Origin of the sequence: Cognatiyoonia sp. IB215182, from assembly GCF_033963905.1 — a bacterium.
Taxonomy (GTDB): Bacteria; Pseudomonadota; Alphaproteobacteria; order Rhodobacterales; family Rhodobacteraceae; genus Yoonia.
Map to the genome: position 1 here is coordinate 43,012 of NZ_JAXBMB010000008.1, position 12,583 is coordinate 55,594.

14 protein-coding genes are annotated in these 12,583 nt (G+C 58.6%); 6 read left to right on the top strand and 8 right to left on the bottom strand.

Annotation, left to right across the window (positions count from 1 at the left end; genetic code table 11):
- The first annotated feature begins 271 nt into the window (after positions 1 to 271).
- Positions 272 to 871: a DUF4453 domain-containing protein gene (locus SLH47_RS17135; RefSeq protein ID WP_320241088.1), complete on the top strand. Its 600-nt coding sequence runs from the start codon at positions 272 to 274 to the stop codon at positions 869 to 871.
- A gap of 74 nt (positions 872 to 945) precedes the next feature.
- On the opposite strand, the gene SLH47_RS17140 is transcribed toward SLH47_RS17135, so the two are convergent.
- The 4 genes from SLH47_RS17140 to SLH47_RS17155 are packed head-to-tail and all read right to left on the bottom strand — an operon-like array spanning position 946 to position 3,141.
- Positions 946 to 1,518: a cob(I)yrinic acid a,c-diamide adenosyltransferase gene (locus SLH47_RS17140; RefSeq protein WP_320241090.1), complete on the bottom strand. Its 573-nt coding sequence runs from the start codon at positions 1,516 to 1,518 to the stop codon at positions 946 to 948.
- Positions 1,519 to 1,522: 4 nt separating this feature from the next.
- A complete protein-coding gene (locus SLH47_RS17145; protein ID WP_320241093.1) occupies positions 1,523 to 1,729 on the bottom strand; it encodes a twin transmembrane helix small protein in 207 nt (68 codons plus the stop codon).
- 60 nt (positions 1,730 to 1,789) lie between these two features.
- Positions 1,790 to 2,617, bottom strand: a complete 828-nt coding sequence (locus SLH47_RS17150) for an SDR family NAD(P)-dependent oxidoreductase (RefSeq protein ID WP_320241095.1) — start codon at positions 2,615 to 2,617, stop codon at positions 1,790 to 1,792.
- A 41-nt stretch (positions 2,618 to 2,658) separates the two neighbouring features.
- Positions 2,659 to 3,141: an SH3 domain-containing protein gene (locus SLH47_RS17155; RefSeq protein ID WP_320241097.1), complete on the bottom strand. Its 483-nt coding sequence runs from the start codon at positions 3,139 to 3,141 to the stop codon at positions 2,659 to 2,661.
- A gap of 131 nt (positions 3,142 to 3,272) precedes the next feature.
- Between SLH47_RS17155 and SLH47_RS17160 the strand changes: the two genes are divergently transcribed.
- Entirely contained in the window at positions 3,273 to 5,609 is a 2,337-nt protein-coding gene (locus tag SLH47_RS17160; RefSeq protein ID WP_320241099.1) for a DNA topoisomerase IV subunit A, read from the top strand.
- 65 nt (positions 5,610 to 5,674) lie between these two features.
- Here the strand turns inward: SLH47_RS17160 and SLH47_RS17165 are convergent, their stop codons facing one another.
- Positions 5,675 to 6,664: an NAD(P)-dependent alcohol dehydrogenase gene (locus SLH47_RS17165; protein ID WP_320241101.1), complete on the bottom strand. Its 990-nt coding sequence runs from the start codon at positions 6,662 to 6,664 to the stop codon at positions 5,675 to 5,677.
- A 43-nt stretch (positions 6,665 to 6,707) separates the two neighbouring features.
- On the opposite strand from SLH47_RS17165, the gene SLH47_RS17170 reads away from it, so the two are divergent.
- Positions 6,708 to 7,646: a LysR family transcriptional regulator gene (locus tag SLH47_RS17170; protein ID WP_320241102.1), complete on the top strand. Its 939-nt coding sequence runs from the start codon at positions 6,708 to 6,710 to the stop codon at positions 7,644 to 7,646.
- Here SLH47_RS17170 and SLH47_RS17175 read toward each other — a convergent pair.
- Positions 7,643 to 8,014: a VOC family protein gene (locus SLH47_RS17175; RefSeq protein ID WP_320241103.1), complete on the bottom strand. Its 372-nt coding sequence runs from the start codon at positions 8,012 to 8,014 to the stop codon at positions 7,643 to 7,645. The genes SLH47_RS17170 and SLH47_RS17175 overlap by 4 nt on opposite strands.
- Before the next feature lie 188 nt (positions 8,015 to 8,202).
- Here SLH47_RS17175 and tuf point away from each other — a divergent pair, with 188 nt between their 5' ends.
- Positions 8,203 to 9,378, top strand: coding sequence for an elongation factor Tu (gene tuf, locus SLH47_RS17180; protein WP_320241105.1), 1,176 nt, complete (start codon positions 8,203 to 8,205; stop codon positions 9,376 to 9,378).
- 417 nt (positions 9,379 to 9,795) lie between these two features.
- Positions 9,796 to 10,722: a hypothetical protein gene (locus SLH47_RS17185; RefSeq protein WP_320241106.1), complete on the top strand. Its 927-nt coding sequence runs from the start codon at positions 9,796 to 9,798 to the stop codon at positions 10,720 to 10,722.
- Positions 10,723 to 10,892: 170 nt separating this feature from the next.
- Here the strand turns inward: SLH47_RS17185 and SLH47_RS17190 are convergent, their stop codons facing one another.
- Positions 10,893 to 11,054 (bottom strand): hypothetical protein, encoded by a 162-nt coding sequence (locus tag SLH47_RS17190; RefSeq protein ID WP_320241107.1) that lies wholly within the window; start codon positions 11,052 to 11,054, stop codon positions 10,893 to 10,895.
- Positions 11,055 to 11,221: 167 nt separating this feature from the next.
- Between SLH47_RS17190 and SLH47_RS17195 the strand changes: the two genes are divergently transcribed.
- Complete coding sequence (locus SLH47_RS17195; protein WP_320241109.1) at positions 11,222 to 11,881, top strand: CatB-related O-acetyltransferase; 660 nt, start codon at positions 11,222 to 11,224, stop codon at positions 11,879 to 11,881.
- On the opposite strand, the gene SLH47_RS17200 is transcribed toward SLH47_RS17195, so the two are convergent.
- Positions 11,882 to 12,571: a lysophospholipid acyltransferase family protein gene (locus tag SLH47_RS17200; protein ID WP_320241110.1), complete on the bottom strand. Its 690-nt coding sequence runs from the start codon at positions 12,569 to 12,571 to the stop codon at positions 11,882 to 11,884.
- Between the last annotated feature and the right edge of the window lie 12 nt (positions 12,572 to 12,583).

The window sequence follows — 12,583 nt, forward strand, 5'->3', positions numbered from 1 at the left end:
AGACGCCACGTTTCTAGCAGCGCCTTGGTCGCCCCGGTGCGGCTGTTGTTAAGACCGCAGCGCCCAATCTGGAAGCCAAGCTGTACTTTTTTGGTTGTGCAAAGCGGTGATGAGTTTCGCAAGACGAGAAAGCGCACGCGCATTCGGCGCATCATCTAAAATGTGATGGGTAAAATGGAGATTTCTGCATTATCTTTGACTTCAAATATGGCACAGAACCAGTGTAGCCTGCGCGCCGCAAAACGGCGCCAATGGTGTTGGGGAAATCGAAATGCAGCTTGATCTTCGCTATCTTGTTTTCATGTTGTTCCTGCCAACTGCGGTGATGGCAGAGGCCAATCAGGCCTGTGAAGAGCTTTGGTTTGCCCGCAACGCCATGCTGAACGATGCCGGTTATTGCTTTTCGACGCCGCTTGGCCGCAATCTTTTCGACAACACCGATTGCACGACGCGACAGCCGGTTGTGGATCGCGACATCTCGGAACAAATCACGCTCATTCAAAAGCTTGAGCGTGATCCACCCTTTTCCCTGCCGCAAGCGCGTTGCCGCATTGATACCTCGCAGCCCAATCTGGAAGAGGTCCCATATATCGGCATGCGGCTTCGCGTTGCGTTTCAGCCGGCGACCGACGGCACAGCAGGCGGATGCATCGGCTATACTGGCGACAGTTTTCTGCTTTTTGAGGCGCCTGACAGTAATTCGGCTGTGCTCGGGCGTGTGGAACCAGGCAATAGCTTTAGCCTGTCGCATCTGCCTTGGGGTGATTGGAACTTTGCGATTGTCTGGGGCAGCGACATCGTCGGAGAGCCCGTGACCTTGGGCTGGTATCGCATGGATATTGGTGAAAACTGTATGCTCTTCGCGAGTTAAGCCACGGACAAGCCGTCGCTTTCAGCGGTTAGCCCTTCCGGGTGCTGCCTTGTCCACTGGACAAGCCACCGCCTTCAGCGGTTCGCACCCGGAATCCACAAAACATCATCCTTGCCTTTGTCATTGGCAATCCGCGCTGCCTGAAAACACCAGTCGGACAGACGGTTGAGATATTTTACCGCCGCCGGGTTCACGGACTCGACTGTGGCCAGTTCCACCGTCAAACGCTCCGCGCGGCGCGACACTGTGCGGCAAAGGTGCAAATGCGCGGCCAGCGCCGACCCGCCCGGCAGGATGAAACTACGCAAGGGTTCGACCATCTTGGTCATTGCGTCAATCTCGCCTTCAAGCCGTTCAACCTGCGCATCTGACATCCGCAAGGGTGGGTATTCGGCCTCGCCGTCCTTCTCCATATCCGGACGGCACAGGTCCGCACCCAGATCAAACAGATCATTCTGGATCATGGCGAGTTGCGCGTCCATCTCACCCGTCGCATGCAGCCGAGCCAGCCCAACGGTCGCATTCGTCTCATCCACGGTGCCATAGGACGTCACGCGCAAGGAATGCTTCGCCACGCGGCTACCATTGCCCAATGCCGTCTCGCCCGCATCCCCGGTCTTTGTGTAGATTTTGTTCAGAACGACCATCGCCTCAGCCTCCCTCGCCGCGCAAAAATACGAAAAGCAGGATCATCACGACCGCAAAGAGCTGTGCGCCGATCCGCCAGCGCATGATCTTGTTGGCGTGTTTCTTATTGAAATCGCCGCCTTTGCCGAATGTGCCGATCCCCATCATCAGGATGATCAGCACCGCCGCGACCGACAGCGCCATGAACCAGAAAAGCGGGTCACCCGTCATTTTGTTGTCCTTCCTTCACGTCCCCCGCGATGTAGCAGGCAGGCCCGCGAAGGAAACCCTTCACGCCCGCAAAATGAGTGCGTCGAGCATCCGGGTCGGTAGAACCCGCCGCAAAAACCCCATCAGATAGGTCGGCGTCGTCACATAGTAACGCGGGCGCGGGCGTGGTGAGGTCAGCGCATGAAGCAGCTTCTTGGTCACCGCCGATGGCGGCAGCTCGAACCGGTCCGGCCCGCTCTCTTTATAAAGCCGGTCCATGACCTCTTTGTACTCATCTGCCCGCGCAGAGTTTTCCCAATCGATCCACTTCTCAAAATGCGGGATCGCGTTCTGGCGGATCTTCGACGTCACCGGCCCCGGCTCGATCAATACTACTTTGATCGGCGTGTTCGCCATCTCGATGCGCAGCACATCCGTCAGCCCCTCCAGCGCATATTTGGTCGACACATAGGCCCCGCGCCACTTCATCGGCACAAAACCGAGCACGGAAGAGCAATTGACAATCCGCCCATGCCCTTGCGCGCGCATCACCGGGATGACCAAACGCGTCAATTCGTGCCAGCCAAACACATTGGCCTCAAAAATCGCGCGCAGGCCCGCAACCGGCAAATCCTCAACCGCGCCCGGGCAGGCATAGGCCCCGTTATTGTAAAGCGCATCCAGCGTGCCACCCGTCGCCTCCAGCGTCTCGGCCAGGCCGGTGACGATGCTGTCGGGGTCCGCGTAGTCGATCCGCGGGCTTTCGAAACCTTCCGCCTGCAGCCGCGCGCAATCCTTCGCCTTGCGGCAACTCGCAAACACGCGCCATCCCGCCGCGCGCAAACCATAAGCTGCATCCAGCCCCAGACCCGACGACGACCCGGTAATCAATATGCTTTTCTGCGTCATCGGGCCTTTGTGCCCGGACCGGGCCAGGCTGGCAAGCGGCGCTAGTCCGCCGAGAGCAGCCGCTCGGCCATCCACCCCGTCTGCCCGGTATCCACCAGGCGGATTTGCGCCCAACCTTCGCCATTGACGTCCAGCACCTCGGCCTCTGTCCCGCGCGGCAGCGTATCAAGCACCTGATAAGACGTGCTCGGCCCATCGCGCATATTCACCCAATCCCCCGCAACAAAGCGGATATCAAGCGGTGCAGGCGCCAGAAAAGCAGGCGATGCCACGGTGTCCAGCATCGTACTCGGCGCGATTGATGCGATGGACAGCGGCTCGTCCTCATAAGACGCCAACATGACCTCGACTGCGGGCTCCGGCTCTGGCGGAACATCCGGCACAAATTGTGGTGTCTCCTCAATCACCACGGCGACTTCTGCTGCGACAGGGGTGGGAACAGGCGGCGTAAAATCGGCACCGCCTGACATTTCGTAAAAGGCCCAGAATAAAAAGAGGGCCGTGAGTGGTATATACTTTGGCATCGGTTACCCCCCAACCGATTGTTAGGAATCAATAATATCACATTTTCGGCGATCAAGACACCACAACAACACACGCAAAGCGGGAACGAATGCCGCTTTACGCCCGTTTTTCGCGCCGCTAAACCAAAGGGATGAGCGACGATATCGACAGCGATTATGATCCAAACGACGTGACCGAGACCCTGCGCAAGGCGATCGGTGACCGCTATCTGACCTACGCGCTCTCCACCATCATGCACCGCGCACTGCCCGATGCCCGCGACGGGCTGAAGCCCGTGCATCGCCGCATCCTTTACGCGATGTCGCGCCTGCGTCTGTCCCCCACCGGGGGGTTCCTCAAATCCGCCAAGATCAGCGGCGACACGATGGGGGATTTCCACCCCCACGGCGATGCCGCGATCTATGACGCGATGGCGCGCCTCGCCCAGGATTTCAACGTCCGCTACCCGCTCGTCGACGGGCAGGGGAATTTCGGCAATATCGACGGGGATAACCCCGCCGCCAGCCGCTATACCGAGGCGCGGATGACCGCCTTTGCCGAGGCGCTGCTAGAAGGCCTCAACGAAAACGCGGTCGATTTCCGCCCCAATTACGATGGCCGTCTGGACGAACCCGCTGTCCTGCCCGCCACATTCCCGAACCTGCTCGCCAATGGCTCCAGCGGCATTGCCGTGGGCATGGCCACCAACATCCCGCCGCATAATCTGCACGAACTCATCGACGCTTGTCTGCATCTGATCAAGACACCGGACGCCCGCGACGACACGCTCTTGAACTACATCCCCGGCCCTGATTTCCCGACCGGTGGCGTCATCGTCGAACCGCGTGAGAGCATCGCTGAGGCCTACCGCACCGGGCGCGGCAGCTTCCGCACCCGTGCGAAATGGGAGGTTGAGGATCTGGGTCGCGGCCAATGGCAGGTCGTCGTCACCGAAATCCCTTACCAGGTCCAGAAATCCAAGCTGATCGAAAAATTGGCCGAGGTCATCCAGACCAAGAAGGTGCCATTGCTCGCTGACGTGCGGGACGAAAGCGCCGATGACATCCGCGTCGTCCTCGAACCGCGCGCGAAGACGGTGGATGCGGAGGTCATGATGGGCATGCTCTTCCGCAATTCCGACCTCGAAACGCGGTTCAGCCTGAACATGAACGTCCTGATCGACGGGCTGACGCCCAAGGTCTGCAGCCTCAAGGAGGTTTTGCGCGCCTTCCTCGATCACCGGCGCGAGGTGCTGGTCCGCCGCAGCAAATTCCGGTTGGAAAAGATCGACCACCGGCTTGAGGTGCTGGAAGGCTTCATCATCGCCTTCCTGCATCTCGACCGTGTCATCGACATCATCCGCTACGACGATGACCCCAAACAGGCGCTGATGGTCGAAGACTGGGCCAAGGAGCACGTTCGGGCGACCAGCGAGAAAGACTATGTCTCACCCGTCGATGACGACCCCGAAATCGCGCTGACCGAAACCCAGGCCGAGGCGATCCTGAACATGCGCCTGCGGTCCTTGCGGCGGTTGGAGGAACTCGAACTCATCGCCGAACGCGACGCGCTGATGAAAGAGCGGGCTGAGATTGAGGACCTCTTGGACAGCGACGATCTGCAATGGGCACGCATCGCCGAACAGCTCCGCGAGACGCGCAAGGCCTTCGGTCGCGACAGCGAAGGCGGCGCGCGCCGCACGCAATTTGCCGAAGCCGAAGAGGTGGTCGAGGTCCCACTGGAAGCGATGATCGAACGCGAACCAATCACGGTCGTCTGTTCGAAAATGGGCTGGGTCCGCGCCATGACCGGCCATATCGACCTGACCCGCGAGCTGAAGTTCAAGGACGGCGACGGCCCGCGTTTCATCTTCCACGCCGAAACCACCGATAAGCTGCTGGTCTTCGGGGCCAACGGGCGGTTCTACACTGTCGGCGCGGCAAATCTGCCTGGCGGACGCGGCATGGGCGAACCTTTGCGCCTGATGGTCGACCTGCCCAATGATGTGGAGATCGTGGATTTCCTGATCCACAAACCGGGCGCCAAACTGATCGTCGCCTCCGAAGAGGGGAACGGTTTCATCGTACCCGAAGAAGAAGTCGTGGCTCAAACCCGCGCCGGCAAACAGGTGCTCAACGTCAAGGACACGATCGCCAAGATCTGCCACCGCATCGCGGGCGACCATATCGCTGTGGTCTCCGAGAATGCCAAGTTCCTCGTCTTCCCCACCGCCGAATTGCCCGAGATGAACCGGGGCAAAGGTGTCCGTATCCAGAAATACAAAAAGGCCACCGGACGACAGGGCATGCTGGAACTCGACGGCGGCCTGTCGGATCTGACGACCTTCAATTGGGCCGACGGCCTCTCCTGGCCCATGGGCGGCGGCAAGACCCGGACAGAGCCGGACATGACCGAATGGAAAGCCGCCCGCGCAGGCGTCGGCAAGCGCCCGCCTTATGGTTTCCCCAAGAACAACCGGTTCAGCTAACTGACGCAGTCGATAGCTGGCCGCCGGGCGGACACTTGCCCACTATTTCAAACGGGTCCTGAGGTCTATCCTACCTGCAGGATCACGTTGCCGCGTTTATGTCCGGTATCGACATAAGCATGCGCCTCAACGATCTGATCCAGACCAAACCGCTTATCGATCACCATCTTGAGATGACCTTGCGCAATCCGATCCAACAACTCACGAAGCAGCGGCTTTTGCTTGTCCACGGGAAGCATTCCGGTCGCCGAAAACTTGGCCTTCTTGCTGCCAAACCAGCCGCTCCACAACATGTGCCCCAGCAAACGCAGGGACAAGACCGGCGAGACATAGGCTCCACCACGCTTCAATGCAGGCTTGCTGCTGCGAAAATCGCTTTTCCCAACGGTGTCGAAGATCACGTCATACATTTCGGGCTGCTTTGTGAAATCGTCCTTTGTATAGTCGATGACATGATCGGCGCCGAGCGACCGCACGAAGTCGACATTGCGCGTACTGCAGACGCCGGTCACCTCCGCGCCTAGGCTTTTTGCCAGCTGCACAGCAGCAGAGCCGAGCGACCCGGCAGCGCCGTTGATCAGGATATGCTGCCCCGGCTTCAGATCGGCCAGATTGCGGAGGAAATTCATATCCGTCAGCGGTCCGTCACATAAAGGTGCGGCTTCCTCGAATGACATGCCCTCGGGAATATGGGCGACCATTTCGTCGGCGTTGACGCTGATGAACTCCGCATGAGCACCGAAAGCCATGCCCGTTTCGCCAAACACACGGTCACCGATACGAAAGTCCTTCACATCCGCGCCCACCTCGATCACTTCGCCTGCAAATTGCGTGCCCATCGCGGTGGTCCTTGGCCGACGCAGCCCCAGAAACAAGCGTCCCCAACGCGGCATGCCTTGGCGGATCATGCTGTCGGCGGTCGTCACAGCACTTGCGCGGACGGCCACAAAGATTTGTTCGGGTTTCGGGACCGGGCGTGGAACCTCAGCCAGTTTGACGACATCGGCGGGTCCGTAGCGGTTATAGATTGCGGCTTTCATCTTACTCTTCTTCATCTGTTTCGTGGAATTGCCGCCCTTTTACGGATTAAAATTGTCCTTGAATATATCCAGAAAAGGCCCACAGTGGATCGAAAATGAACCACTTGTGGCGGCCTTTTTGCGCGATTGGGAACAAATGCCCTTCTTTCTGGCGGTTGCCCGTGGCGGCAGCCTGCGCAGTGCTGCCGAACGGCTTGGCGCAACCCACGCCACCGTCCGCCGCCATGTTGAGGCGCTTGAGGCCACGTACGGCGTCCAGCTTTTCCGGCGCAGCCGCAAGGGGCTGACCTTGACGGCGGCGGGCGAGACATTGATGCCCGAGGCGCAAGAAGCTGAACGCCTGCTCGCCCGTGCGCGTAATGGTTTGCAAGGGTTGGATCGCGAAGCGTCAGGCAAGATCAGGCTGTCGGTTGACCCCATGACCGGGCATTTCCTGCTGGCACCAGTCTTTGCCGAATTTGGCCGTATCTACCCACAGATCGATCTGGAGATCAGCCTGACCTATGACATCGAAAGCGTTAGCCGGATGGAGACGGACATCGCCATCCGGCATGCGGCTGAGATCAAAGATGATGTCGTTGCAAGGAAGCTAGCGCCCTTGTCACTCAGCATCTTTGCCAGCCGCGATTATGTTGAGACGCATTTCGACAAGGCTGGCAGGAAGGGTGAGGGGCTTGCATTCATCAGCTACGGACCGGTGCCGGAACTCATGGATTGGGTCGCGCGGTCACCTTTTCCCGCCGCACGGTTGCGGCACCAGGTCACCGATCCTGAAATGCACCTGCATCTGGCGCGCGCGGGGGCGGGCATGGCCTTCCTGCCGCTCTGGTGCGCGCAGAAGTTCCCCGAACTCCAGCGGATGCCGGGCGCGGATGTGGATGAAAGCCGCAACACTTGGGTCGTCATGCACGAGGATTTGCGCCGCATCAGGCGGGTCCGCATCTTTGTCGACTTTCTGGCCCAGGCACTGGTGGCGATGGGCCGGTCCCTGCGCTAACGGTGCTGGTCAACCAGGATCGGGTTGCCATCGGGATCCATCACGACAAAGCTTGCGGGGCCGGTCGTGCTTTCATCCGCCTCACTGAAGAACTCTACACCGTCGGCCTTGAGCTGCTTTTGCAGCTCCCGCACGTCATCGAAATCATCGAGGTTCTGCGCATTCTGATCCCAGCCGGGATTGAAGGTCAGCGTATTGGCCTGCAGAAAACCGCCAAACAGCCCGATCACCGTGTCACCATTGCGCAGCATCAGCCAACCCTGGCTTTCATCACCGCCAAAGGGTTCAAATCCCAGCTTGCCGTAAAACGCCTTGGACGCCGCGATATCCTTGACGTTCAGACTGATTGAAAATGCACCTAGTCTCATGAGTGATCCTCCAAATTCATGGTGGCAGGCTAATGCATCGCGCCGCAATTTGGTGTAAAATAATCAGGCCCTTGGGCTGTGCAGCCGAATGCGGACACACCCCTTGATTTCCACATCAATTCCAAATACATCGCCCGCGATGTAGGACCGGGCCGCTCTGGCCCCTCAAAATCAAGGGCCCATGTGAAATGGCTAAGGAAAAGTTTGAACGGAATAAGCCGCATGTGAACATTGGCACGATTGGCCATGTTGACCACGGGAAGACGACGCTGACGGCGGCGATTACCAAGCAGTTTGGTGACTTCAAGGCGTATGACGAGATTGACGGCGCGCCTGAGGAAAAGGCCCGCGGCATCACCATCTCGACCGCCCACGTGGAATACGAGACTGACACGCGTCACTATGCACACGTCGACTGCCCCGGCCACGCTGACTACGTCAAGAATATGATCACCGGTGCCGCGCAGATGGACGGCGCGATCCTGGTGGTGAACGCCGCTGACGGCCCGATGCCCCAGACGCGCGAGCACATCTTGTTGGGCCGCCAGGTGGGCATCCCATATATGGTTGTCTTCATGAACAAGGTCGATCAGGTCGACGATGAAGAGCTGCTCGAACTGGTCGAGATGGAAATTCGCGAATTGTTAAGCTCTTACGAGTATCCCGGTGATGATATCCCAATCATCGCGGGCTCGGCTCTGGCCGCGCTCGAGGGCCGTGATGATGCAATCGGGTCTGAGAAGATCGCCGAGCTTATGGCGGCTGTGGATGAGTATATCCCAACGCCGGCCCGTGCGGTGGACCAGCCGTTCCTGATGCCGGTCGAGGACGTGTTCTCGATCTCTGGTCGGGGTACGGTTGTGACCGGTCGTGTTGAGCGTGGCGTGATCAATGTGGGTGACGAGATCGAGATCGTCGGCATCCGCGACACGCAGAAGACGACCTGCACAGGGGTCGAGATGTTCCGCAAGCTGCTGGATAGCGGTGAAGCGGGTGACAACATCGGCGCCCTGCTGCGCGGTATCGACCGTGACGGTGTTGAGCGTGGTCAGGTGCTCTGCAAGCCAGGTTCCGTGACCCCACACACGAAGTTCGAGGCCGAGGCTTACATCCTGACGAAGGAAGAGGGCGGCCGCCACACGCCGTTCTTTGCCAACTACCGTCCACAGTTCTATTTCCGGACCACGGACGTGACCGGCACGGTTGAGCTGCCTGCGGGCACCGAGATGGTGATGCCGGGCGACAACCTGAAGTTCAACGTGGAACTGATCGCGCCGATCGCGATGGAAGACGGCCTGCGCTTCGCCATCCGCGAAGGTGGCCGCACTGTGGGGGCTGGGGTTGTATCAAAGATTGTTGAATAACAATCTTTGAACGAGACCCGTGAGTGGCAGGCGTTTGCACCGCAAATGCCGAGAACTCACCCGGCAGCCAATCTGGCACAACACCGTCCCGGACCTGATCCGGGACCTCCAAGAACAACAAAGGCCGCTCCCAACAGGGGCGGCCTTCTTGCGTTGTGGTTGTCACGATCAACCGAACCTTCCCCGCGGGGAAAACGCACGGTCTGGTCAGATATTGTTAACAACTGCCGGGCACCCGAACTGCAAGGGTGGGACGAGCACCCAATTTGCGCCCAAAAATGAAGGCGCAACGCGCTTCTGGATCAAATCTCTCAGGCGCAAACAACAGGGCCGTTTCGTTTGAAGTGACTTTTTGGTCTTCATTGCAACCATTGACCATGGGCGTATCATTGGTGGAGGCTCACTTGGGAAAAACGCATGCGGTACATTGGTTCTACAGCAGCGGCCGTTTTGGCGTTGTTGCTATGGGTGTCGTCTGTTCAGCAGGTGGCGGGGCAGACCAAATCTGCGCACGAGCTTAATCCGATTGAATGCTATCGAGCCCTCAATCAGCTTGACCCGTTCTATCGAAGTGCGTTGGTTGAGGATTGCTTCGCCGTCCCGGCATATCTTTGTCTTGAGGACGCTGAGCCAGCCACTTGCATTGGATCCGCAACGAACAGTGTTGAGAACTTCATTGAAACCGCCTCTCAACAACTGCCTAGGCACCTTCCAATGACGGGTACTTGGCCGCGCCATTACCAGCGCGCCATTGAAGGTATTGCGACCGCGCCGCCCTCGACATTCGATTGTGATCAACTCGGTCCAGAAATCTGCAGGTTCCTTGGCCTACTAATCCCAACAATGAATGGGTTTCGTGCGGCAAGGCTGGCGGGGATCGATGAAGGATTCTATCCTAATACACGATTGGCCGTTCGGGTGGTGGATCAATGGGAAGATTGGAACGACCACGATCCGATCGCTTGCGCGGCAGTGATCGCTTCACTTTCAGGCGTATACCGGTTCCACTTTGCTGCTCGGTGCATGGTACTTGGAACGCGTGCATGCCGAAACCCGGACGATGAGCAGCAGTGTCTGCAAAGTCATCTTGCTCGCATGCATGCTGCCGCAGCGGAGATGATTGGGTTGTTGCGGACACGTATGGAAGCCGGTGACTCCGGCGAAGAAATCTACGCCTTCCAAGTAGAAAATCTTGAGATGGTGAGGCGCCATGAAGAGGCTTGCGGTCCGCAACTGAGCAACGAGCACTGCGAGTATGCCCTTCTTGTTGCAACTCTTGTTGGCGCCTTCGAACTTGCGCATGACGTTGACCCTGTCATTTTGCAGGATTTCTCTGTGAGATGACTTGGATCGTGGAGCAAATCCGCTTCTTTGCAGCACACCCTGCTTCCCCGCGCCACAATCCAATAGTGTGGGACTCACTCTGTCCACCATAAAGCGGGCCAAAGAGCCGATAGGGGATTCGGCTTTGCGGGCGGCAGCGCCGCATCATCTTCTCAGGCAACCCTCAGCGATCAACGATCCTTGCGACGGTCACTACGGAAGTGGGACTTGTACTCTTCCTGCTCGCGTACCTGTCTAGCATAGCGCATGTCCATCTGCGCCATCGTCACCACCACCAAAGCCAGTGCCAAGACAAAGTCAAACACCAAGAAGACGACAATCAGACCATCCATAAATCTACTCCGCGAAACTGCTTCTTCATATCCACATAGAGCGGATTGACAGATTGTCGCACCAAACAGTCAATTCTTACTGAATGTATGTGGCGCGACTAAGTTTGGCCTTTCTGCTTCACCGGAAACCGGGTACGCGCTGACGCGTGCAACTGCGAGGATCAGATATGTCTTTCCCATCGCCTGACACGCTCCACCCCGTGACATTGCCCGATGGCACACTTCATAAGGGCAATGTCTTTCTGAAAGCCGCAATCACCCATCCCAATTGGGAGATCGGCGACTATACCTATGCCAACGACTTTGATCCGCCGGAAGAACCATCGCTTTGGGCCGGGCGGTTGGCGCCCTATCTCTTTCCCTGGGCCAACGACCGGATCATCATTGGGAAATTCGGGCAGATCGCCCATGGCGTGCAGTTCATCACGGATGGTGCCAATCACGCGCGCGACGGGTTTTCGACATTTCCTTTTGCGATTCATCAGCCCGAACGCTTTGGGGGCTATGCAGAGACGCTGCGGCCTGGGCGCGACATTAATGTCGGCCATGATGTCTGGATTGGCACCGGCGCCCGTATTCTCGCGGGTGCGCAGATCGGCAACGGGGTGATCATTGGTGCGGGGGCTGTTGTGAGCCGTCCCGTGCCGGATTACGCCATTGTTGCGGGCAACCGGGCGGAGGTGTTGCGGATGCGTTTTGATGCCGAGACGATTGCCGCGCTCAATGAAATTGCCTGGTGGGACTGGCCGATTGAGAAGATCCTCGCCTTCGAAACGGCGATCACGGGGGCCGACCTAGCGGCCTTACGCAAGGCGGCTGACGGCTGATCAGGGGCCGCGCGGCAGGCCAAGCATTTCGTCAGCCCGTGCCGTGGTCTCGACCATGAAATCCTGCAGATGCGTGCGCAGCGCGTCCATTTTTGCGGCATCCATCTTGCGCGGGATGGTTTCTTCGAACCGGGCATAGACATAGGCACCACGCGTGAAGGGCAGCGGGATCAGCATCTGATCCCAGCTTTTGGCGCGCCACTGCCGTTTCGTGGCATAAGCATAGCAAAAGACAGGCAGACCGGTCGCGCGTGCCCAGTCGATAGGCGGGTCTTTCAGCTGCAGTGCCGGCCCCTCTGGCCCATCAGCTGTGATCCCGATGCTTGTGCCCTGCTGCACGAGTTTCATGATCTGGCGCGAGGTGGCGCGGTTCGAGCGATTCTCTTTCATCTCAAAGGGATGAAGCCCCTGCTGGCGCTGCATGGCCCCCACAACCCGACCGATGGGAGAGCGCGTATGGATGCTGGAGAGTTGTCCATGCTCCAGCGGCCAATGTGCAGGCCCCAACAGTAACCGGCTGTGCCAAACGACGAGGATGACGGGCCCCTCGGCCAACGCGGCCTCAAGCTCTGCACGGCCTTCGCCTTGCCAGCGCGTGGTCCGGTAACAGATTCCAAAAATCAGACGCGCCACAAATCCCAAGATGATGGCGAGCGTTTCAGATTTCTTTAACCTTCTGCGAAATTTCATGCCCGACCAGCT

Excerpts from the sequence above, each read along its gene's own strand:
- SLH47_RS17135 (WP_320241088.1), top strand. The coding sequence starts at position 272 with ATGCAGCTTGATCTTCGCTATCTTGTTTTCATGTTGTTCCTGCCAACT.
- SLH47_RS17140 (WP_320241090.1), bottom strand. The coding sequence starts at position 1,518 with ATGGTCGTTCTGAACAAAATCTACACAAAGACCGGGGATGCGGGCGAG.
- SLH47_RS17145 (WP_320241093.1), bottom strand. The coding sequence starts at position 1,729 with ATGACGGGTGACCCGCTTTTCTGGTTCATGGCGCTGTCGGTCGCGGCG.
- SLH47_RS17150 (WP_320241095.1), bottom strand. The coding sequence starts at position 2,617 with ATGACGCAGAAAAGCATATTGATTACCGGGTCGTCGTCGGGTCTGGGG.
- SLH47_RS17155 (WP_320241097.1), bottom strand. The coding sequence starts at position 3,141 with ATGCCAAAGTATATACCACTCACGGCCCTCTTTTTATTCTGGGCCTTT.
- SLH47_RS17160 (WP_320241099.1), top strand. The coding sequence starts at position 3,273 with ATGAGCGACGATATCGACAGCGATTATGATCCAAACGACGTGACCGAG.
- SLH47_RS17165 (WP_320241101.1), bottom strand. The coding sequence starts at position 6,664 with ATGAAGAAGAGTAAGATGAAAGCCGCAATCTATAACCGCTACGGACCC.
- SLH47_RS17175 (WP_320241103.1), bottom strand. The coding sequence starts at position 8,014 with ATGAGACTAGGTGCATTTTCAATCAGTCTGAACGTCAAGGATATCGCG.
- tuf (WP_320241105.1), top strand. The coding sequence starts at position 8,203 with ATGGCTAAGGAAAAGTTTGAACGGAATAAGCCGCATGTGAACATTGGC.
- SLH47_RS17185 (WP_320241106.1), top strand. The coding sequence starts at position 9,796 with ATGCGGTACATTGGTTCTACAGCAGCGGCCGTTTTGGCGTTGTTGCTA.
- SLH47_RS17190 (WP_320241107.1), bottom strand. The coding sequence starts at position 11,054 with ATGGATGGTCTGATTGTCGTCTTCTTGGTGTTTGACTTTGTCTTGGCA.
- SLH47_RS17195 (WP_320241109.1), top strand. The coding sequence starts at position 11,222 with ATGTCTTTCCCATCGCCTGACACGCTCCACCCCGTGACATTGCCCGAT.
- SLH47_RS17200 (WP_320241110.1), bottom strand. The coding sequence starts at position 12,571 with ATGAAATTTCGCAGAAGGTTAAAGAAATCTGAAACGCTCGCCATCATC.